The following is a 22,303-nucleotide window of genomic DNA, read 5'->3' as shown; positions in this document are numbered from 1 at the left end:
TAGATCACGACCGTTGGTCGTGATGGTAGGTCACGCCGGTAGCCCGCAAGGGTGGGCACCCACCAGGAAACGGTGGGCACCTACCGGGTACCGGCCTTATTCCGCCGGAACGCCCATTTCCTTCAGCAGCTCGGGCGCCGGGTAGACCTTGGCCAGCAGCCAGCGCAGGTAGCGCATGTCCACGTGCACGGCCCGCTTGTAGCGCGGGTCGAACCACCAGCTGGCACTGACCGACTCCCAGTTGCTGTCGAAGTTCAGGCCGATCAGTTCGCCCTTGGCGTTGAGCACCGGCGAGCCGGAGTTGCCGCCGGTGGTGTCCAGGTTGGTCAGGAAGTTGACCGTCTGGGTCTTCAGTGCGGGATCGGCGGTGCTGCCGAAGTCGCCCTTGGCAATCGCGGCCAGCAACGGCTTGGGTGCATCGAACGGATAGGCGTTGGTGTTCTTCTCGACGATGCCGGCCACGGTGGTCACCGGCGAATAGGTCACGCCGTCACGCGGGTGCAGCGCTTCCACCTTGCCGTAACTGATGCGCAGCGTGCGGTTGGCATCCGGGTACACCGCACGGCCCTGCTTGGCACGCCAGGCGAACAAGGCCTGCATGTAGGCCGGGCGCAGGCGCAGCTGTTCGCCTTCGCGGGTCTTGCTCTCGTTTTCGATGCGCAGCTGCGCGGCCACCAGCGGGCCGGCCACGGCAATCAGCGGATCGGCGGCCAGCGCCTTGCCTTCGCGGGCAGCGGCGAAACGGGACAGACGCTGCGCTTCATCACCCAGCTGGGTGCCGGCGTACAGCGTGTCCAGTGCCTGCGCCAGCTGTGCCGGGGTACGGCCGAACGCCGTATCGAACTCGGCCACGCGCTGCGCATCCGGCAGCTGCTGGTAGCGGGTCAACAGGGTGGACAGCAGCGCCTTCTCGACCTCGGGTGCATAGCGACGCTGCACCTGCTTCAGCACGCCCTCGATCATCGCCTGGTCGCGCTGCTGGTAGCCGGTCTCGCGCTGCGCGTCCGGCTTGGCCGATTCAATGCGCAGGCGTTCCAGCAGCAGCGCCGAGCGCAGCAGCTGGCTCTGGCCAGCCATCTGCTCCAGCAGCAGGTCGCGCTCGCCCACCGCCGCACCCTGCGACAGGTTGGTCAGCAATGCCTTGATGTCGCCCTGGTACTTGCGGTCGGTGGCGGCCAGCATTGCCTGCTCGTCGGTTGCACGCTGCGCCTTGGCATCACTTCGCAGCAGGCCTTCCAGCTCACCGGCGGCACGCTTGCGGTTGTTCTTCAGCGACTGCAGCTGCGAGGCGTAGCGGGTACGCGCCTGCGCGTCCTTGGCACTGGCTGCCTCGATGGTATCGATCATCTGCTGGAACACCGACACCCGGCGCGGCAGCACGGTATCGATCTGGCCCGCGAATTCGGCGGCGGTGCGATGGCGGTAGGTGATGCCCGGGTAACCGGCCAGCATCGCGTAGTCACCCTCCTTCGGGCCTTCCACCGACATCTGCAGGTGCGCCGGGGCCTGGTAGGGCACGTTTTCCTTGCTGTAGGCGGCCGGCTTGCCGTCCTTGCCCACGTAGGCGCGCAGCAGGGTGAAGTCGCCGGTGTGGCGCGGCCACATGAAATTGTCGATCTCATCGCCGTAGTTGCCGATCGCGCGCGGCGGCGCATAGACCAGGCGCACGTCGCTCAGTTCCAGCTGGGCGATGCGGTAGAAGTCGGTGCCGTAATACATGTTGGCCACCGAGCAGCGCACGCTGCCGTCCTTCTCGCACTCGGCCACGATCTGCTTGCTGGCCGCATCCACCGCGTCGAAGTACGCGCGGCCGGTCTTGCCCCGGGCCTGCGCCAGCACCTGGTCGGTCACCTTGTCGAAGCCGACGGTGACCAGCACGCGGAAGTCCGGATTGGCCGGGCGCTCATCGGCGCGGCCCTTGGCGATGAAGCCGTCGTTGATGAAGTTGTGCTCGGGCGAGCTGTTGTACTGGATCACGCCCATCGCCACGTGGTGGTTGGTCAGCAGCAGGCCATCGGCCGAGACGAACGAGCCGGTGCCACCACCGGCACGCACGACCGCACTCAGCGGCGGCGCCGTCACGTTGGCCAGATCGGCCGGGTTGCCCTTGAAACCGGCCGCCTGCAGCGGCTTGGCCAGCTCCGGCAGCTGGGTCGGCATCCACATGCCTTCATCGGCGTGGGCGCCGGCGGCGAGGGTCAGGCCCAGGGCCAGGGCGGTGGGGAGGGCTTTGCGTGGCGACATGAGGCAATCCGGTACGACAGAACAGCCCGGGACCATAGCCGCTGGGGGCGGATGGGGCAACGGCCGATGGTTGGGGGCCTGACAGGTAGAGCCGAGCCCATGCTCGGCTGCTCTTCCGTCAGTCCGCGCTGCGCGCGGAAGCCGAGCATGGCTCGGCTCTACAGGGATGCCGCGGCGGGTTATTTTTCCCGCCGCCAGTTCAGCGAACCGCGGTTTTCCACCGTGCTCGATTCCACTTCAACGTCGAAGCCGCGGCGCAGCAGGTACTTCAGCGTGATCACCGAACCGGCACCGACCAGCGACACGCCGTAGCCCACGTACAGCTTGGGCGAAATGTACTTGCCGACGCCGATGACCGAACCGCCCAGCGCGCGCGACTGGCTGACGCCGGCATCGTCCAGGCCCAGCTTGGCACCCAGCTGCGAAGCCAGCAGGCCGCTGCCGGCCGACAGCGCTGCCGATGCGGCGTTCACCTGCTGGGTCTGGTCGCTGCTGGCACCGGTCAGGCTGCGCCCCAGCACCAGGTAACCCAGTGCTTCGGACTGCGACATCGCCGGATCGGACCAGACATCGGCACGTGGCTGCTGCGCCCGCCCGGTCACGTCAATGCCGGCGGTGACATCACCGATCCGGCGCTCGGCGCGGATGTTGATGCGCGGGTCGGACACCGCGTTGTAGTTCCAGTTGAGGTTGCCGCGTGTGATGGTCAGGTCCTGGCCATAGGCCTTGTAGCGGCCACTGACTTCCAGGCCGCCGTTGGCGGTCATCTCGCGGCCGGGCTTGGCCCAGACCTGCATCTTGCCGGTCAGCGCGCCCTTCAGGCCGAAGCCGGTCATTTTCACCTTGTCGCCGAGGCTGACGGTCAGCTCCATGTCCAGCGGCGAAGTCCGCGACTCTTCCGGATCGGCCGGGTCCAGCACCACCACGTCTTCGGACACCGAGGTGCCACGGTCCAGGCGCTCCAGATCGATGTCGGCCTCGGGCACGTGCACCGTTCCGCGCAGCTCCATCGCGGCCTTGGCCAAGGTGAAGTCCAGGTTGGGATTGGCGACGATGCGCAGTTCGCTGGTATTGGACAGCAGCACATTCTCGCCGTGGATCTTCAGCTGCAGCGGCTGTGCATCGCCGAACCAGGACAGGCCGCCGTCGACATACAGCGTGCCCTTGCCCGAATTGGCCTGCGCGGTGATCTTGGCCGAGCCATCAGGCTGAGCAACGAAGCTGCCCTTGCCCTGGTCGAAGGTCAGGCCCAGCGCCGGGAACTCGCCCTTGAAGTTGCTCAGCTGCGCATCACCGCCCAGCGAGGGCTGGCCGCGGGTGCCGCGCAGGCTCACGTGGCCTTCGATCAGGCCGGTCGGACGCACCACGTCCGGCGAGAACAGTTCCAGCCAGTACAGGCGCGACATGTTGAGGTAGAGCTCGCCGTTGAGCGGCGCACTCGGTTCCCAACCGGTCTGCATCTTGGCATCGACGAAGCCGTTGCCCTGGAAGCCCATGCCCAGGTAGCCCTTGATGCTGGCCGGGGTCATGTCCAGCTTCAGCGAGAACTGGTCATAGCGCACCAGCTCTCCACGATTGGCATCGGCCACGCTGGTGTTGCGGTTCTCGCCCAGGCGTACGCCGCCTTCGGCCGAACGCACTTCCACGTGCCCTTCCCACGCGTTGCCACGCGGACGGATCTGCGCGTCCAGGTTGAGTTCGCCACGCAGGTAGATGCGCCGGCCGGACTGCGGGGGCAACCACGGCTGCACCAGTGCCAGCGGCAACGCATCGCCGCGCACCACCAGCCCTTCGCGCGGCCAGTTGGCGTGCGCGCACAGGGCGCCCCCGGTCGCAGCGCCCAGACAGGTTTCGCCCAGCGTGTAGTTGCTGCCGTTGATCGCGAATGCCGCAGGCGCACGCAGTGCCCACGCATCGCCCTTCACCGGTGCGATGCGCAGCGATGCCAGCTCGCCACGCCATTGCGTGCCCTGCTGGCGCACGCTGCCCTGCAGTTCGATCGCGCCCAGCTCGTTGCGGGTCTGCGCGGCCAGGCGCAGGTTGGAGACACTGCCCTGCGCATCGATGTTCAAGCGCTCCAGCAGCATGCCGGCGTTGACCTGCTGGCCCTGAATCGCCAGCGTGCCACTGTCGCCACGCCACGGCAGCCGGCCCTTGATGCTCAGGTTTTCAGCGCCGTAACCGTCCCAGTTGAGATTGTTGCCGACCAGATCGGCGGTGATGTCCGGCGCATCGCGCGGGCCTTTCACCTGCACCTGGCCACGCAGGCCACCGTCGGCGCCGGGCAGCAGATCGCTCAGCTGCAGCGGTTCGAAGCGCGCATCGATGTCCAGGCGGTCGCCGACCTTGCCCGAGGCGGTCACCCGGCTGCTGCCGACGGCCAGTTTCAATTCACCCTGGCCCTGTTCACCCTGCAGGGCGAACTTGCCCTGTGCATCCACGTTGCGCTGGCGCAGGGTGCCCTTCAGCGAGGGCAGGTCCACCGTAGCTTCCAGCGTGCCCGCAGTGCCCGGCGGCGCGTTGGCCGGCGGCGGCAACTGACGTCCCTTGGACGCAAGATTGCCGGACAGGCGACCATCCCAACCCGGCGCGAAGTAGCCCGGGTCGAAATCCTTCAGCGTGGCCTTGGCATCCCAGTCCAGCTGCGGTGCCCATGCCACCTTGCCTTCCACCTGCAGCTGACCACCCGGGGTCTGCGCCTGCAGCTCGCGGATCTCAGCGGCCTGATCGTTGCCACGCACATCGAAGCGCAGCTGCGCCTTCTGCTTTTCGCGTTCGATATCGGCACGGCCGATCGCCGCCCACGCCTTCAGCGTACCGGCCAGACCGAAGCGCGCTTCCTTCAGCGTCACCGGCACCGGCGAACTGCCGGCAGTGTTCGGGTCCGGCGCCGGCACCCAGGTCAGGTCCTGTGCGATCACCGAGAAATTCAGCTTCTGCTGGTCTTCTTCGCTGAAATCAGCGGTACCTTCCAGGCGCGCTTCGCCGCCCAGGCCCTTGACCACCAGCGGTGAGACCTTCAGCACCTGGTCCTGCAGCGACACCACCGACGGCGCCAGCTCCAGTTCCTGCTCACCCTGCTTCACCCGGCCATGCAGGTTGGCATTGCCGCCCTTGCCGGAGGCCGTGAAATCCAATGCCAGCGGCGCGATGGCCGAGCTGGCCAGCGCGGGCGACAACAGCGCAAGGTCCAGCTCGTCGCTGCGCACGGTCGCATTCCAGGTCGGATCGGTGCGGCCATCGAACACCAGCATCGCGTGCAGCGGCTTCGGCGCGCGACCGGCCAGCGCCACTTCCATATGCGCCAGATCACCGCGCGCGACCAGGCCGACCGTGGCCGCAGTCCGACCGCGCGGTGCCGGCAGCACTGCAGTAACGGTGACGTCGGTGTCGTAATCCTTGGCCGGGATGTAGCGTCCCTGGGCAGTGAAATTGCCCATGTCGCTGTCCACGACCAGTTTGCGCGCCTGGAACTCGCCGTTGGCGATCTCGATGCCACCACGCACGCGGCTGATGTCGATCACCGGCTCGTTTGCCTGGCTGATGCGGAAACTGTCGATGGCGATCACATCGGCCTGGATCGCCAGCGGCATTTCGATCTGCGGCAGCGAATCGGGCCACGACGGCAGCTTGAACGGCTCGTCGCTCTTGGCCAGGTTGAGCGTGGCGTTGGTCAGTTCCAGCTTGTCCAGCAGCAGCTTGCGGCCCAGCAGGGGACGCAGGTCCGGCTCCAGGTGCGCGCGCTCGGCGTGGAAATGGATGTCGTCGTAGCGGAAGTCGACGTTGTAGAGGGTCAGCGGCCCGGCCACCGGGCCATCGACCTTGTCCCAGGTGAAGCTGGCACCCACCGGCAGGCGTGCCACCACCTGCGCCAGCAGCACATCGCGGCCGGCCACCGTCTGCAGCAGCCAGTACACGGCCAGCAGGGCAACCAGCACCAGGCCGACCACGCCCGCGCCGGACCATGCCCAGAAACGGCGACGGCGGTAGAAGCGCACGCGCCGCGGCGGCGTGTTCGGCGACGTGTTCGGCGACGGGGTCGGTGCGGGCGTGCTCACAGGTCCGCTCCGATGTTGAGGTACAGCTGGAACTGCGAATCAGGGTTGTTCAGGCCGTGCGCGATATCCACCCGCACCGGGCCCACCGGCGATTTCCAGCGCACGCCGAAGCCGACGCCGGTATGCAGATCGATGTTGGTATCGAAGGCGCTGCCGGTATCGACGAACACCGCCGCACCCCACGGGCCGCCATTGAAGTAATGCTCGTATTCGGCCGAACCGACCACCAGGTGCTTGGCACCGAGCGCGTACTTGTCGGGTCTAGGCGTACGTGGGCCGACCTCACGATAGGCATAACCGCGGATGCTGCGGTCGCCACCGGCGAAGTAGCGCAGGCTGGGCGGCATCGCCACCAGATCACTGGTCCAGGTGGTGCCGCCTTCGCCGCGCAGGATCAGGCGGTTACTCGGTCCCACCGGGATGTACCAGCGCAGCACCGCATTGGCCTGCACGAAGCTGGTATCCGAACCGACGCCTTCGACGCCGGCACGCACCGTCGCCGTGCCGCTGATGCCGCTGCGCGGGAACAGCTCGTCGTCCACCTTCACGTAATCGGCCACGATCTGCGGGTAGACCAGCGTGGACGTGTTGTAGACCGCATCGGTGAATTCGGTGCCCGAGGCATAGCGCCAGCGCTCGCGCAGCGCGTTGATCGAGGCGATGGCGGTCCAGTTCTCGTTGATCTCGCCGCTGCGGCTGGCGATCAGCTTGAAGTTGCGCAGATCGATGTAGTCGGTCTGCTCGTCGTAGGCACTGGCGGCGAAGGTGTACCAGCCATCAAGCCAGTTGAACGCAGGAATGCGGTAGCTGGTGATCAGGCTCTTGCGCTTCTGCGCATAGTCCAGCTGGGTGTTCATCTTGTGGCCACGGCTGTTCAGGAAGCGCCGTTCAAGGCCACCGCGCACACCGGCGCCACTTTCGCTGCCGTAGCTAAGACCGTAGGAATAGATGCTGCGCTTGGCCCGCGTCAGCTTCACATCGACCGGCACCTCGCCGTTTTCATCGGCCTGGTCCGGGCGCGGCTGGATGTCGATCACGCTGAAGTAATCGAGCTTGGTCAGCGACTCGCGCAGGCGGTCCAGCTTGCCTTCGTGGAAGTAGCTGCCCTGGTCCCAGTACACCAGCGGGTCGAACAGCTTGTCGTCGAAGTAGTTCTGCTCGAAGGTCACCGGGCCCATGTTGTAGCGGCGGCCGCTGTCCCAGGTCAGGTCGATGTCGGCAGCGTTGTCCGCGCGGGTGATCTGCACCTGGCGCTGGGTGTAGTCGGCGTCGAAGTAGCCACGCTCGGCCAGGCGCCGGGTCACGGTGATCTTGCTGGCTTCGTACTGGGTATGCTCGAAGCGCTGGCCCTTGCGGGGCTTGAATGCGGTCAGGTCGTCCTGCAGGTACTGGTCGTACATCGCCGGACCGGTGATGTCGATATGCTCGCGGCGCACCAGCACCGGCGGGCCCTTGTCGACATGGATCAGCACGGTGACGTGCTCGTCCTGCCGCGGCGCCTCGACCTTGATCACCGGGTTGTAGTACCCGAACGGCTCCAGTGCCTGGCGGGTCTGCCGCTCGGCCTGCGACAGCAGGTATTCCAGGCGCGACTCGCCCTGCTCCTTGCCGATCGTGTCGAACAACGACAGCGATTCCTGGATGTTCTCGATGATCGCGGCGTCGTCGCCCTTGTCCAATCCCTTGATGTCCACCTTGTCGATGGTGCCGCGCGCATGGGCCACGGAAGTGGCGCAAAGCGAGAGGACCATCAGCGGCAGGGCGTATTTCGTTGGCTGCATGCGGCACAGCATACCGACCGAAGGTGACGATGCGAAATGCATCACGTGTTTCGGGATCGGTTGTTAAGTGGCGGTCAAAATACGCGCCTTTGTGGCGATCATCGCGAGCGCATGCGGAAATGCCGGCATCGTGTGCGATGCCGGCGATGATCCCGATGGACAACACCGGGTCGTGCCGGCCGCTGGCCGGCAACGCCACCTTCGTGCCGTGAATCGCCATGTTGCCGGCCAGCGGCCGGCACTACCGGTAAATCCACGCCATTCGTGAGCGTGCCCAGTAGATCCACGCCATGCGTGGATCGGGGTCCCGATCAGCTCGACAGGTGCTCGATCGCCGCAACCTTGCCCAGGCGCTCACCCAGCATCGTCAACAGCGCCAGGCGGTTGCCGCGCAATGCCGGATCCTCGGCATTGACCATCACCCCGTCGAAGAACGCATCGACCTGCGGACGCAGGCGGGCCAGGCGCGCCAGCACGGCCACGTAGTCCTTCTGGTGCAGGCTGGCGCCGGTGTCGTCGATGGCTGCAGTCACGGCTTCCGCCAGCGCGCGCTCGGCATCCTCCTGCAGCAGGGCCGTGTCGATCTGGCCCGGAATATCTCCTTCGGCCTTGCGCAGGATGTTGCGGATGCGCTTGTTGGCCGCTGCCAGCGCCTCGGCTTCCGGCAGCGCTGCGAAGATCCCGATCGCGTCCAGACGGCGGTCGAAGTCGTACAGCGAGGCCGGCTTCAGCTCGGCCACCGCGTTGAAGTGGCTGGCCGGCATGCCCTTGTCGCTGTAATAGCCCTTCAGGCGGTCGAGGATGAAGTCGTACAGCTCAGCCACGTCGGCCTGCACGTTGCGCGCGGCCAGCCCGGCATTGGCGCTGGCCAGCAGCGCGCGCAGGTCCAGCTCGAAGCCGCTTTCGATGATCGTGCGGGCCAGGCCCAGCGCGTTGCGGCGCAGGGCGAACGGGTCCTTGTTGCCGGTCGGCTTCAGGCCCGCGGCGAAACCGCCGGCCAGAGTGTCCACACGCTCGGCGATCGCCAGCACCTTGCCCAGCGGCGACAGCGCGATGTCATCGCCACCGAAGCGCGGCTGGTAGGCCTCGTCGATGGCCAGCGCCACCTCCGGCGACTCGCCACCGACCACCGCGTAGTGGCGGCCGGCGATGCCCTGCAGTTCCGGGAATTCGTTGACCATGCGCGACTGCAGGTCGTTCTTGGCCAGCTGCGCGGCACGCTTGGCCAGCACCGGGTCAGCCCCCACCTGCGCGGCGATCACCTCGGCCAGCGCCGCCACGCGCGCGACCTTGTCGGCCACGCTGCCCAGCTTGGCCTGGTAGGTCACCGTCTTCAGGCCCTCGCCCATCGCCTCCAGGCCCTGCTTCAGGTCTTCGTCGAAGAAGAACTTGGCATCGGCGAAGCGCGGGCGGATCACGCGCTCGTAGCCCTTGGCCACTTCGGCCACGTCCTTGGACTCGATGTTGGCGATGCCGATGAACTTCTCGGTCAGCTTGCCGCCGTCATCCAGCACCGGGAAGAACTTCTGGTTGATCTCCATCGTCTCGATCAACGCTTCCTGCGGTACCGCCAGGAACGCGCGCTCGAAGCTGCACAGCACTGCCGACGGCCACTCGACCAGGTTCACCACCTGCTCCAGGTTGTCCTCGGTGATCCGCGCGCTGCCACCGGCGGTGGCGGCAGCGGCTTCAACCTCGGCAACGATGCGCTGGCGACGCTCGGCCGGATCGACCAGCACGAAGGCGGCGCGCAGCGATTCGACATAGTCCTGCGGCTGGGTCAGCCACACGGTCTTGTCGTGCAGGAAGCGGTGGCCGCGGCTCATGCGGTCGGCCTTCAGGCCGAACAGTTCGGCCTCCACCACCTCACCGCCGTGCAGCAGCACCAGCCAGTGCACCGGGCGGGCGAAGCCCCAGCTGTGGTCGCCCCAGCGCATCGGCTTGGGAATGGGCATGCCGGCAATGGCCTCGCGCAGGATCTCCGGCAGCAGCGCAGCGGTGCGCGCACCCGGGGTCACCGCACGGTGCACGAAGCGCTCACCCTTGTTGTCGCTGGTCTTCTCCAGCGCGGTCCAGTCGATCCCGGCCTTGGCCGCGAAACCCTGCAGCGCCTTGGTCGGCTGGCCTTCGGCGTCCAGCGCGATGTTCAGGTACGGGCCCAGCACTTCGCTGTGCTGTTCCGGCTGTTCCAGGCCAACGCCCGGCAGCAGCACGGCCAGGCGGCGCGGGGTCGACAGCGGGCGTGCATCGCCCAGCTCCAGTTCGACGCCGCGCTTGCGCAGGCCATCGACAACACCGTCGAAGAAGGCCTGGGCCAGGCCCGGCAGCGCCTTGACCGGCAACTCTTCGGTGCCCAGTTCAATCAGCAGGGGAGACAATTGGCTCATCGGTTCGATCCTGTGGTGGGGGCGCAGCGCGCGACGCGGCCGGCGCCCCTGGGGTAGTAGGTGAAACGCGTGATGGGAGAACGGGCCGTCAGGCCTTCTTCGCGCCCGGGAAGCCCAGCTTCTCGCGCTGCTCGTAGTAGGCCTTGGCCACCGCCTGCGCCAGCGCGCGCACGCGCAGGATGTAGCGCTGGCGTTCGGTCACGCTGATCGCACGGCGCGCATCCAGCAGGTTGAAGGTGTGGCTGGCCTTCATCACCTGCTCGTAGGCCGGCAGCGGCAGGTTCACTTCCACCAGCTTCTGCGCTTCACGCTCGCAGGCGTCGAAGCGGTGGAACATTTCTTCCACGTCGGCGTATTCGAAGTTGTAGGTGCTCTGCTCCACCTCGTTCTGGTGGTAGACGTCGCCGTAGGTCACTGGCTGCCCGTCCGGGCCGTAGGTCCACACCAGGTCGTAGACGTTGTCGCAGTTCTGCAGGTACATGCACAGGCGCTCGAGACCGTAGGTGATCTCGCCCAGCACCGGCCGGCATTCCAGGCCTCCGGCCTGCTGGAAGTAGGTGAACTGGGTCACTTCCATGCCGTTGAGCCAGACTTCCCAGCCCAGGCCCCAGGCGCCCAGCGTCGGCGATTCCCAGTTGTCCTCGACAAAGCGCAGGTCGTGCACCAGCGGATCGATGCCCACCGCCTTCAGCGAATCCAGGTACAGCTGCTGGATGTTGTCCGGCGCCGGCTTCATCGCCACCTGGTACTGGTAGTAGCGCTGCAGGCGGTTCGGGTTTTCGCCGTAACGGCCATCGGTCGGACGCCGCGAGGGCTGCACGTAGGCCGCATTCCAGGTTTCCGGACCAATCGCACGCAGGAAGGTGGCCGGGTGGAACGTACCGGCGCCCACCTCCAGGTCGAGCGGCTGGATGAGCACGCAGCCCTGCTGGGCCCAGAACTGGTTCAGGGTCTGGATCAGGCCCTGGAAGGTGATCGGAACGGTCGGGGTCGCGGACATGCGGACGAGTCTTGGCCGGCAAAGGGGTGCGCTAGTATAACGGCCGACCTGCGGGGCATTCCGTACCCGGAAGGAGCAGGTGGATGGAACATCGGCTGCCCACGGGCACGCCCGGCGAGCCTGGCGCGGCACCGTTGCCGCCCGGTCGCCTGCAGTTCGAACAGGTTGCGGCGGCCCTGCTGGCCGACGGCGTGGTGGCTGCGCACGAGCGCGAGCGCATCCGTTTTTCCGCGCAGGGCGCCCGCAACGCCAGTGAAGTACATCCGCTGGTGCTGCTGTCCAACCTCAAGCTGGCCGCAAGCGACGGCGGCGACCTCAATCTGGAACGCCTCACCGAGTGGCTGGCCCAGCGCACCGGCAGCCGCTACCTGCGCATCGATCCAACCCGCGTCGACGTCGCTTCGGTCACCGCCGTGGCCTCGCACGCCTATGCCCGCCGCCATCGCTTCCTGCCTCTGGCGGTGGATGGCGAACGCGTGCTGGTGGCCACCAGCGAGCCGCTGGCACAGGAATGGCTGCGCGACCTGCAGCACCTGACCCGGCTGCGCATCGAGCTGGCGGTGGTCAATCCGCTCGACCTGCACCGTTACACCATGGAATTCTTCGGCGTCACCCGCTCGGTGCGCGGTGCCCGTGGCGACGTGCGTGGTGAGGCCAACACCACCCTGCCCAGCTTCGAGCAGCTGGTCGAACTGGGCCGTACCGGCGACGTCAATGCCGACGACCAGCACATCGTGCACATCGTCGACTGGCTGCTGCAGTACGCCTACGAACAGCGTGCGTCGGACATCCACCTGGAGCCACGCCGCGACATGGGCCGCATGCGCTTCCGCATCGACGGCGTGCTGCACAAGGTGTTCGAAGTGCCGCCGGCGGTGATGACCGCCGTGGTCAGCCGCATCAAGGTGCTGGGGCGCATGGACCTGGCCGAGCGCCGGCGCCCGCAGGATGGCCGCATCAAGACGCGCTCGCCCGGCGGCCGGGAAGTGGAAATGCGCCTGTCGACCATGCCGACTGCCTTCGGCGAGAAGTGCGTGATGCGCATCTTCGACCCGGAAGCGGCCTTCAAGAGCATCGACCAGCTCGGCTTCAGCCCGCAGGAAGCGGCCGGCTGGACCGCCCTGGTCGAGCGCCCGCACGGCATCGTGCTGGTCACCGGCCCGACCGGTTCGGGCAAGACCACCACCCTGTATTCCACCCTGAAGCGGCTGGCCACGCCGGACGTCAACGTGTGCACGGTGGAAGACCCGATCGAGATGATCGCGCCGGAATTCAACCAGATGCAGGTGCAGACCAACATCGACCTGGACTTCGCCAGCGGTGTGCGCACCCTGCTGCGGCAGGACCCGGACATCATCATGATCGGCGAGATCCGCGACCTGGAAACCGCGCAGATGGCGGTGCAGGCCTCGCTGACCGGCCACCTGGTGCTGTCCACCCTGCACACCAACGATGCGCCCTCGGCCATCACCCGCCTGCTCGACCTGGGCGTACCGCATTACCTGCTGTCATCCACCGTCAACGGCATCCTCGCCCAGCGCCTGGTGCGCACGCTGTGCCCGCACTGCAAGCAGCCGCACACCCTCGGCAGGGCCGATTGGGCGGTACTGGCTGATAGCGAAGCTGCATATCCAGATGCCGCCACGCCCTGTCGGCCGGTCGGTTGCCTGGAGTGCCGGCGCACCGGATTCCTCGGCCGCATCGGCCTGTATGAGTTGCTGCCATTGGGCTCGCGCCTGCGCGGGCTGATCCGTGCGGACATGGATCTGGCCGGTTTCAACCGTGCCGCGCGTGCTGAAGGAGTGCGAACCCTGCGCCAGGCCGGGCTTGAAAAGGTGGCACAGGGGCTGACTACAATCGAGGAAGTCCTGTCCGTACTGCCTCCCCCGGATGAATCCAGCGCCCTTCCTGATCCTTGAAACCGGCCGCCCCGTGCCGTCGCTGCGCCGTTACGGGCGCTTTCCGCACTGGATCCGGGTGGCCGCCGGCCTGGAAGAACACGAGACCGTGGTGGTCGACGTCGAGCATGGCGCCGACCTGCCCGATCCGCGCGACTTCGCCGGCGTGCTGGTGACCGGCTCGGCCGCATTCGTCACCGACCACGCCGAATGGAGCGAGCGCAGTGCCGCCTGGCTGCGACAGACCGTGCACGACGACGTGCCGGTGTTCGGCATCTGCTACGGCCACCAGCTGCTGGCCCACGCGCTGGGCGGCGAAGTGGCCTACAACCCCGCCGGGCGCGAATCGGGAACGATTGAACTGGCACTGGACCCGCAGGCCGCGCAGGACCCCTTGTTCCAGGGCCTGCCGAGCCACTTCCCGGCCCACGCCACCCATCTGCAGACCGTGCTGCGCGTGCCTGAAGGTGCCGCCGTGCTGGCACGCTCGCCGCTGGATGGCTGCCACGCCTTCCGCTGGGGCCGCCAGGCCTGGGGCGTGCAGTTCCATCCGGAATTCGCCACCCACCACATGCGCGGCTACGTGCGCGCGCGCGCCGACTGCATCGGCCGACATGGTGGTTGTGCGCGCAGCATCGAGCGCGCAGTCAGCGCCGCCCCGCTGGCCCGCCAGCTGTTGCGGCGCTTTGTCCGCCAGGCCCGGCTGTCTTCAGCCCAGCCGATGGCAAAACAGGGATAATCGGCGGCACGGGCACACCGCCCGGCCCCTCCTGTCCCTCCCCGGATGTCCATGAAAGAGATTCGCAAGCTGCCAGCCTCGGCGGGCGCCCAGTGGTTGCTGGATACGTTCTCGCTGTATCGGCGTGCGCCGCTGCAGCTGGCCCGGATCGGCCTGACCTGGCTGCTGGTGAACTGGGTGGTCACCCTGCTGGGGACGATGCTGCCCGGCACCGCCGGCCTGGCCCTGCAGATGATGACGCTGGTGATCTCACCGGTGATGTTCGGCGGCATGCTGTACGCCATGGGTGAGATCGACCAGGGCCGTCCCGGCCTGGCCACCCATCTGCTGCAGCCGATCCGCGACCGCCGTGTCAGCCACCTGCTGGTGCCGCTGGCGATCCAGGTGCTGGCCGTGCTTCTGCTCGGCGCGCTGCTGTACCTGATGATCGGCCGCGAGGGCTTCACCGCCTTCAGCGACACCATGACCAAGATGCAGGAACTCGGCCGCAGCGGGCAGCAGATCAGCCCGGAAACCGCCGCCGAACTGGTCGCCAACCTGCCGGCGCAGCGCATCGCGCTGTGGATGCTGCTGGTGTTCTGCACCGCCGTGGCCCTGACCCTGGCGATGTTCACCCAGCCGGCACTGGTGGTGTTCGACCGCCAGAGCGGCATGCACGCGCTGCGCCTGAGCCTGCAGGGCTGCATCGAGAACATCGGCGCCACCGCCGTGTTCACCGTGCTCGGCCTGATCGCCGCGTTCTGCGTCTACGTGCTGTTCGTGATCGTGGTCCAGCTCGGCATGCTGATCGGCGGCCCATTGGCGGCGGCATTCATTGCGCAGCTGGTGTTCACCACGGTGCTGATGCCGCTGTATGTCGGCGCGGTCTATGCGGCCTGGAAGCAGATGTTCGTGCATCGCGGCAGCCGCGGCGCACCGCCGGTGCCGCAGTCGCCGCCTGCCAACGACGTCTTCCACGCTTGATCGAAAAAGGGGACGGAGGGGATTAAGTCGTTTGTGGCACAAACGACTTAATCCCCTCCGTCCCCTTTTGTTTTTCAGGCAGCGGGCTTCTTGACCACCGAAGACGGTACCAGCCAGCGCGCGGCGTGGATGCCCAGTTCGTACAGCAGGCACATCGGAATCGCCAGCATCAGCTGTGACACCACATCGGGCGGAGTCAGGATCGCAGCGAGCACGAAGATGCCGACGATCGCGTAGCCGCGCCCTTCCTTGAACTGCTGCGGAGTGATCCAGCCCAGCAGCACCAGGATCACCATCGCCACCGGCAATTCGAAACTGCCGCCGAAGGCGAAGAAGATCGCCAGCACGAAATCCAGGTAGGCGTTCGCATCCGGCGTGATCGCGATCACTTCCGGGCTGAAGGTAGTGAGGAAGTGGAAGACCGCCGGCAGCACCAGGAAATAGGCGAAGGCGCAGCCGGTATAGAACAGCAGCACCGACGAGACCAGCAGCGGCATCGCCAGGCGCTTCTCGCGTGCATACAGGCCCGGCGCGACGAAGGCCCACAGCTGGTACAGCAGCCACGGCACGGCCACGAAAAGGGCCACGAAGAACGTCAGCTTCAACGGCGCGAAGAAGGCGCCGGCCGGGTTGGTGGCGATCATCGTCTGCCCGTTGGGCAACTGCGAGATCAGCGGCTCGGCCAATGCGTTGTAGAGCTTCTGGGTGAACGGCAGCAGGCCCAGCAGAACCACGCCCAGCCCCAGCAGCGCACGCACCAGGCGCGCGCGCAGTTCAACCAGGTGTTCCACCAGCGAGCTTTCGCCGAAGTCGTGTTCGCTCATGACGGGCGCTCCGTGCGGGCAGGCGCTTCGGCCGCGGCATCAGCAACGGCATCGCCTGCGGGTTCGACGGTGGTGGGCGCATTGGCAGCACCTTCCGCCGAAGCCACCACCGGCTCGGTCGCCTCCACCAGATGGGGGGGCAGTTCGGCCGGGGCGGGCGCACGCACCTGCTGCGCCAGCGTGTCGCTGTGCTGTTGCATCTGCTCGGCCTCGCGGCGCACGGCTTCACCGCTGGCACGCAGCTGGTTCTCGGTGTCCTGCATGCCCTGGCGCACGTCCTGCATCTGCCGCTTGATGTCTTCGGCCTGCAGTTCGCGTTCCAGTTCCTGCTTGACCGAATCCCATTGATTACGCGCGCGGCGCACCCACAGCCCGGCGAAGCGGGCCGCCTTGGGCAGGCGCTCAGGTCCGAGCACCACCAAGGCGACAACCGCGATCACCAGCAGTTCGCTGAAGCCGATATCAAACACCGCAACCGCTCCGGATCAACGCGCGTTGCGGTCGTGCTCGTCCTGCGCGGTGCGCGAGGCGTCCTGGCTGCGCGACTCATCGCCCAACTGTGCGTTCGGCTTGTCTTCGTCGTGCATGCCCTTCTTGAATTCCTTGACCGCCGAGCCGAGATCCTTGGCACCACTGGTCAGGCGCTTGGTGCCGAACACCAGCAGGACGATGACGAGCACGACCAACCAATGCCAGATGCTGAAACTGCCCATAAGTCGCTCGTTACGTTAGTGATCAGATTGCCGAGCATAGCGCACCGGCTGTAAGCCGGCGCGCGTGACGAAAGTCAGTTGTTGCCCAGCGTTTCAGTGCGGATTTCACCGTCATTGACCGGCTGGAAACCCTGCTGGGCCGGCGGCGGGGTCTGCGGCACGGCCTGCAACGGCGCCGTGGTCGCTTCAACCGGTGCCGCAGGTGCTGTCTGAACAGGCGCCGGGGCGGGCGCTGCAGCGGCGGCCGGACGTGGTGCGTCATGGCCACCGTTACGGTTGTTGCGCGCCGCGTAGGTGGCCTCTTCCAGGCGATCACGGAAGGCGACCACATCCATCGACGGCGAGCCTACAGCGCGGCCCTCGAAGATCATCCGCGGTGTGGTGTTGCTGCCGTAGGCGTCGAGGTTGGCGGCATCGTCGATCTGCAGGATCGCACCATCCAGGGCGACGCCTGCGAACAGGCCGCGGGCGCGCGACCACGACCAGATTTCGGCCTTCAACTGGCCATCGGTGGCGGCGGCGGCATTACGGCCCACCGGACCGGCGGCCACGCCGGCATCGGCGCCGAGGGTGAACTTGCCGTTGACGAGATTGTCCAGGCTGCGGTCGTTGCGGAACACCAGCACGACGTCGGAGGACTGCACGCCAGCCTGGAAGCCGATGCTGCCGCCGGTGAGCTTGATGAATACCGGGTTGGACCACGCACCATTGGGCATGCGCACCGACATCAGGCCGTGGCCACGGCGTCCGCCGATCACCAGACCGGCCTTGATCGTGTCGGGAATGACGATGACCGCGCGGCCTTCGTCGAGCAATTTGTCCGGAATGCCCTGTTCAGGGATTCCCTGGATTTCAGCCAGTACACGCACCGCGTTGCGGGCGCGCTGGTCTTCCTGCGGTCCGGCCATGGCCTGGCTGGACAGCAGGCTGGCGGCGATCAGCAGGGCTTGGATCGGGCGACGCATGGCAGGCTCCAGAAGTCAGTCCATAGGAAGATATAGCAAGTGACTGAAATTAGTAGTGTTGTGATGAATCCCCAATGAGCGTTGCCTGCTCATATTGGGCTCATCAATGACACCGATGCGAACCCTGCATGCCGACGTGACGATGGAATCGGCGACAATACCGCCCATGCTCGACGCACCCGATACCGCCGTACTGGCGGTCAACCTAGGCACGCCCGAGACGCCGACGGCTCCCGCTGTTCGTCGTTACCTGGCCGAATTCCTGTCCGACCCGCGCGTGGTCGCGATACCGGCACTGCTGTGGCAGCCTCTGCTGCGCGGCCTGATCCTGCCGCTGCGCAGTGGCCGTTCGGCCGCCAAGTACGCCCAGGTGTGGCTGCCGGAAGGCTCGCCGCTGATGGTCCACACCCGCCAGTTGGCGCAGGCGATGCAGACGCTGCTGCCGACGCTGCGCGTACGCCACGCGATGCGCTACGGCGAACCGGCGCTGACCACCGAGCTGGATCGGCTGGCCAGCGAGGGCGTGCGCCGCATCGTGGTCTTGCCGCTGTATCCGCAGTATTCGACCACCACCACCGCCTCGGTCGAAGACCGCGTGGATGCGTGGCAGCGCAGGAACCCGCAGGTCACCGTCAGCCTGGTGCAGGACTATTCGATCGATCCCGACTGGGTTGCCGCCGTCGCCGGCTCGATCCAGCGCTATTGGCAGCAGCAGGGTCGCGGCCAGAAGCTGATGTTCTCCTTCCATGGCATTCCGCAGCGCCTTGCCGATGCCGGCGATCCCTATCCGCAGCGCTGCGAGGCCAGTGCACGCGCGATCGCCGCGGCGCTCGGCCTGGGCGCAGACGAGTGGCAGCTGGGTTACCAGTCGCGCTTCGGCCGCGAACGCTGGCTGCAGCCCTACGCCGAACCCAGCCTGTGGGAGCTGGCCGAAGCGGGCGTAAAACAGATCGACGTAGTCTGCCCCGGGTTTGCCACCGACTGCCTGGAAACACTGGAAGAAGTCGCCATGGGCTTCACCGAAACGCTGGCCGAGCGCGGCGCGCAGATGCGCTACATCCCCTGCCTCAACGCCGAACCGGAACACGCCCGCGCATTGGCTCGGCTGGCCGTGGCCTCGCTGGCATGACCCTGCAGCCGTTTGAACTGCAGGTCGCAGGCGTCCGCGTGGCCGGCCTGCGCCGTGCGGGCGACGGGCCGCGCGTGCTGGCCCTGCACGGCTGGCTCGACAATGCGGCCAGCTTCGTACCGCTGACGCCGCATCTGCCACAACTGGACCTGGTGGCGATCGACCTGCCCGGACACGGCCACAGCGCACATCTGCCCACCGGTGCGGTGTACACGACGCCGGCGGCGATCACCCATGTACTCGATGTCGCCGACGCGCTGGGCTGGGACCGGTTCACCCTCATGGGCCATTCGATGGGTGCCGGCATCGCCAGCCTCACCGCGGCGGTCAGTGATCGCGTCGAACGCCTGGTCGCCATCGAGGCGCTCGGCGGCCTGCGCGGACCGGAAGAAGACACCGCCAGCCGTCTGCGCGAACACGTCGATGCCACCCGTGCACTCGCGCGCAAGCAGCTGCGCGTGTTCCCCGATCTGGCCGCACCAATCCGGGCGCGGATGATGACCAACCAGCTCAGCGAAGGCTGCGCGCGCCTGCTGGTCGAACGCGGTGTCGAGCCGGTCGAAGGCGGCTATCGCTGGTGCAGCGATCCGCGCCTGATGCTGCCCACTGCGATCCGTCTCAGCGAAGGCCAGATCGACAACCTGCTGCAGGCCATCAGCTGCCCGACCCAGGTGATCTACGCCACGCCTGCGCAGTCGTACTATCCCGAGCCGATGCGTAGTGAGCGCCTGCAGCACCTGCGTGATGGCCGCCTGGCGGTATTCCCCGGCAACCATCATCTGCACATGGAACACCCTGCACAGATTGCCGCGGTCATCGATGCATTCCTGAGCGGAAACGCCAACGCACGCTGACCATCGTCGGCTGCGCGCACTTCACTCTGCGCCAGTGCGGCCGATAGAACGGTAGTGGGCCCCTGCGCCCACAGCACGCAGGCCCTTTGTGCCTGCGGCTCGTTCCTGGTTCTGCAAGGAAGACCGCATGTCCCGTCTGCTGCACCGTCATCCACAGGATGTGGTCACGGTGTCTGTCCTCCGCGTCGCAGCCTGCGCCGCATTCCCCGAATTTCCCGACCCTGCCGTCGTTGCGCTCGTCCGTGCATCGCGTTGCATGGCCGCTGCCGTCCGTTGATCCAGGAGTTGCCGATGTCCATTGCGTCCTCCCGCCCGCCCGACCAGGGCCGTGTCCCTTATCTGCAACAGCTGGCACAGCGAGGCGATCGTCGCCTGCTGCTGGGCAGCGTCATATTGGCAGCGATCGGCCTTGTACTGGCCATGCGCGGTACGTCGCTGCCCGCCGCGAGCGCCGTTGCCGCTGCGGTGCTGCCAGCCGCCTGGCTGGGCTTGCGCCAGGCCGGCCAAGCCATCGCCCGTAACGGCCTGGCGGTACTGCTGTCATTGCAGTTGAGCCTGCTCTGCCATATCGCCGGGTTGAATGCTGCATTGCCGATCGCGCTGCTGCTGGGCGTGCTGCTCACCCAACGTGACCGCCTGCCGTTGTGGCTGGCCGGCGCCATCGGCGTCATTGCAGTGCTGGGGCCGTTGCTTGATGGGGCGGCCGTGCTGCCACCGCTGTTGAATGCCACTGCGCTGGCGGTGCTGACGCTGGTGCTGGGCCAGACAGCCACGCGCCTGCGTCAACAGAGCGAAGCGCTGGGCCACGGACCGCACCGCCTGGCCGCACTGGCACGCGACATCGCCACGGGCGCCGACCTCGGTGCACACAGCGATGCACGCAGCTACGCACCCGGTTCACTGGCCCATGCATTGGCCGATACCGCACGCCACGTGCAGGCGCAGCGTGGCCGCGAGGCCGAGGCGCACGCCGAGAACGCGCAGATCCGCCAGGCCCTTGATGCCTCGCGCACGGCGATGATGATCGCCGACAACGATCACGTCATCCGCTACGTCAACCGCTCGGTGGTGGCACTGCTGCGCAACCAGCAGGCCACGCTGCGCCAGGCGTTCCCCGATTTCGACGCAGAGCGGCTGGTCGGCAGCAGCATCCATCGTTTCCATGCCAACCCTGACCGCATCCGCGGCATCCTCAACGGGCTGCAGGCGACGCACAACGGCAAGGTGCGGATCGGGCCGGTGCATTTCGCGCAGGTGGTCACCCCGGTGTTCGATGCACAAGGCGCGCGCCTGGGCTTTGCGGTGGAATGGCATGACCGCACCCATGAACTGACGCTGGAGAATGCCGTTGCCGGGATTGTCGATGCCGCCGCGCACGGTGATCTCGAACAGCGCCTGCAGGCCAGCGAAGGCGCCAGCTTCCTCGACGGCCTGACAGGGGGCATCAACCAGTTGCTGGACACCCTGGGCAGCACGGTCGACGAAGTGCGGCAGATGCTCTCGGCGATGGCCAACGGCGATCTCGACCGCCGCATGCAGGGCGAGTATCACGGCGCGTTCGCCGCCATCCAGCGCGATGCCAACGCCACTGCCAGCCAGCTGGCACGCATGGTCGGGCACATCCAGCACTGCGCCACCACCATCAGCACCGCCGCCAGCGAAATTGCCGCCGGCAACGGCGCACTGTCCGAGCGCAGCGAGCGACAGGCCGCACACCTGCAGGAAACGGCCGCTTCGATGGAAGAGCTGACCGCCACCGTGCGCCAGAATGCAGCGCACGCGCGTCAGGCCAGTGAGCTGGCCGCTACCACCCAGGGCGCGGCAAGTGATGGCAACCACGCCATGCAGCGGGTGGTCGACACCATGCAGGCCATCGAAGGCGCGTCGAAGCGGATCGGCGACATTACCGGCGTGATCGACGGCATTGCCTTCCAGACCAACATCCTCGCGCTCAACGCAGCGGTTGAAGCGGCACGCGCTGGCGAGCAGGGGCGCGGGTTCGCGGTCGTCGCCAGCGAGGTCCGTGTGCTGGCGCAGCGATCGGCGGCAGCCGCCCAGGAGATCAAGGTCCTCATCGACGAGGCAGGTCGTCAGGTCGGCGAGGGCGCCCAGTTGGTCGCCGATGCCGGACAACGCATGCAGGGCATCGTCGGCGGCGTGGAGAACGTAAGCCACCTGATGCGCGAGATCTCGGCGGCATCGCAGGAGCAGTCCTCCGGTATCGAGCAGATCAACCAGACGGTGGTGCAGATGGACCAGGCCACGCAGCAGAACGCGGCCCTGGTGGAAGAAGCGACTGCAGCGGCACGGGAACTGCAGTCGCAGGCAGGCGCACTGAACCAGGCGGTATCGGTGTTCCGGCAGCGCGAGGCCGCGTTGATCGACTGAGTCGACCCTGCACCATGCTCCACCATGGAAGGCGGCGCCCGCAGGGCGCCGCCTTTTTGTTGGGCGCGGTTCGCGGCAGCGTTCGTCGGCTCAACGGGTACGAAGGCAGTCCATTCAAGGCTGCCCAGCACACGATGATGAAGGCCGAGGCACCGGCCGCTGCGGCGAAGTAAGTCCGCCTGCCGTTGAGCTGTACAAAAAGCGGCGCCCCTTGGGCGCCGCTTTTTCATGCGCGTCTGCCGACCATCTGCGTGATGCTGGCCCCCGGTGGTGCCGGCCGCTGGCCGGCAACCCATGAACCTCAAGCACCTGCACGTGGTTGCCGGCCAGCGGCCGGCACTACCGTGGTTTACGACGGAC

At 67.0% G+C, this 22,303-nt stretch carries 16 protein-coding genes; 7 read left to right on the top strand and 9 right to left on the bottom strand.

Annotated elements, in window-relative coordinates; all coding sequences use genetic code 11:
• Window positions 1-96 precede the first annotated feature (96 nt).
• The 5 genes from AC27VL_RS08465 to glyQ form a co-directional block, all read right to left on the bottom strand.
• Entirely contained in the window at window positions 97-2,244 is a 2,148-nt protein-coding gene (locus AC27VL_RS08465) for a S46 family peptidase (protein WP_488766028.1), read from the bottom strand.
• A 179-nt stretch (window positions 2,245-2,423) separates the two neighbouring features.
• Entirely contained in the window at window positions 2,424-6,302 is a 3,879-nt protein-coding gene (locus AC27VL_RS08460) for a translocation/assembly module TamB domain-containing protein (RefSeq protein ID WP_488766027.1), read from the bottom strand.
• Window positions 6,299-8,095 (bottom strand): autotransporter assembly complex protein TamA, encoded by a 1,797-nt coding sequence (locus AC27VL_RS08455; protein WP_100554036.1) that lies wholly within the window; start codon window positions 8,093-8,095, stop codon window positions 6,299-6,301. The genes AC27VL_RS08460 and AC27VL_RS08455 overlap by 4 nt, the downstream gene beginning before the upstream one ends.
• Before the next feature lie 299 nt (window positions 8,096-8,394).
• Entirely contained in the window at window positions 8,395-10,470 is a 2,076-nt protein-coding gene (gene glyS / locus AC27VL_RS08450; protein ID WP_488766026.1) for a glycine--tRNA ligase subunit beta, read from the bottom strand.
• Between the two features lie 88 nt (window positions 10,471-10,558).
• Window positions 10,559-11,470 carry a glycine--tRNA ligase subunit alpha gene (glyQ, locus tag AC27VL_RS08445; protein WP_025878768.1) on the bottom strand — a complete coding sequence of 304 codons (912 nt, stop codon included), beginning with the start codon at window positions 11,468-11,470 and terminating at the stop codon, window positions 10,559-10,561.
• A gap of 83 nt (window positions 11,471-11,553) precedes the next feature.
• On the opposite strand from glyQ, the gene AC27VL_RS08440 reads away from it, so the two are divergent.
• The 3 genes from AC27VL_RS08440 to AC27VL_RS08430 are packed head-to-tail and all read left to right on the top strand — an operon-like array spanning window position 11,554 to window position 15,070.
• On the top strand, window positions 11,554-13,389 hold the full coding sequence (locus tag AC27VL_RS08440; protein WP_093821103.1) for a GspE/PulE family protein: 1,836 nt from the start codon (window positions 11,554-11,556) through the stop codon (window positions 13,387-13,389).
• Window positions 13,361-14,107 carry a glutamine amidotransferase gene (locus AC27VL_RS08435; protein WP_488766025.1) on the top strand — a complete coding sequence of 249 codons (747 nt, stop codon included), beginning with the start codon at window positions 13,361-13,363 and terminating at the stop codon, window positions 14,105-14,107. The genes AC27VL_RS08440 and AC27VL_RS08435 overlap by 29 nt, the downstream gene beginning before the upstream one ends.
• A gap of 51 nt (window positions 14,108-14,158) precedes the next feature.
• On the top strand, window positions 14,159-15,070 hold the full coding sequence (locus AC27VL_RS08430; protein WP_089237918.1) for a BPSS1780 family membrane protein: 912 nt from the start codon (window positions 14,159-14,161) through the stop codon (window positions 15,068-15,070).
• A gap of 74 nt (window positions 15,071-15,144) precedes the next feature.
• Here AC27VL_RS08430 and tatC read toward each other — a convergent pair whose 3' ends face one another.
• The 4 genes from tatC to AC27VL_RS08410 form a co-directional block, all read right to left on the bottom strand.
• Window positions 15,145-15,894 (bottom strand): twin-arginine translocase subunit TatC, encoded by a 750-nt coding sequence (tatC, locus tag AC27VL_RS08425; RefSeq protein WP_099819942.1) that lies wholly within the window; start codon window positions 15,892-15,894, stop codon window positions 15,145-15,147.
• The gene (gene tatB, locus AC27VL_RS08420) at window positions 15,891-16,364 is read right to left on the bottom strand and encodes a Sec-independent protein translocase protein TatB (RefSeq protein ID WP_488766024.1); all 474 of its coding nucleotides are present in this window, start codon (window positions 16,362-16,364) and stop codon (window positions 15,891-15,893) included. The genes tatC and tatB overlap by 4 nt, the downstream gene beginning before the upstream one ends.
• A 15-nt stretch (window positions 16,365-16,379) precedes the next feature.
• Entirely contained in the window at window positions 16,380-16,607 is a 228-nt protein-coding gene (gene tatA / locus AC27VL_RS08415) for a Sec-independent protein translocase subunit TatA (protein WP_180164873.1), read from the bottom strand.
• Between the two features lie 74 nt (window positions 16,608-16,681).
• Window positions 16,682-17,572 (bottom strand): lipid-binding SYLF domain-containing protein, encoded by an 891-nt coding sequence (locus AC27VL_RS08410; RefSeq protein ID WP_488766023.1) that lies wholly within the window; start codon window positions 17,570-17,572, stop codon window positions 16,682-16,684.
• Window positions 17,573-17,738: 166 nt separating this feature from the next.
• Between AC27VL_RS08410 and hemH the strand changes: the two genes are divergently transcribed.
• From hemH to AC27VL_RS08390, 4 genes are all read left to right on the top strand, one after another.
• The gene (gene hemH, locus AC27VL_RS08405; protein WP_180165602.1) at window positions 17,739-18,701 is read left to right on the top strand and encodes a ferrochelatase; all 963 of its coding nucleotides are present in this window, start codon (window positions 17,739-17,741) and stop codon (window positions 18,699-18,701) included.
• On the top strand, window positions 18,698-19,555 hold the full coding sequence (locus AC27VL_RS08400; protein WP_488766022.1) for an alpha/beta fold hydrolase: 858 nt from the start codon (window positions 18,698-18,700) through the stop codon (window positions 19,553-19,555). The genes hemH and AC27VL_RS08400 overlap by 4 nt, the downstream gene beginning before the upstream one ends.
• A gap of 127 nt (window positions 19,556-19,682) precedes the next feature.
• Window positions 19,683-19,832, top strand: coding sequence for a hypothetical protein (locus AC27VL_RS08395; RefSeq protein ID WP_488766021.1), 150 nt, complete (start codon window positions 19,683-19,685; stop codon window positions 19,830-19,832).
• Window positions 19,833-19,846: 14 nt separating this feature from the next.
• Window positions 19,847-21,943, top strand: a complete 2,097-nt coding sequence (locus AC27VL_RS08390; RefSeq protein WP_488766020.1) for a methyl-accepting chemotaxis protein — start codon at window positions 19,847-19,849, stop codon at window positions 21,941-21,943.
• The last annotated feature ends 360 nt before the right edge of the window (window positions 21,944-22,303 follow it).

This window comes from Stenotrophomonas sp. 14P6.2.3 (assembly GCF_057799055.1).
Note: the sequence above shows the minus strand (reverse complement) of the source record. Positions and strands in the feature narration are given on the sequence as shown.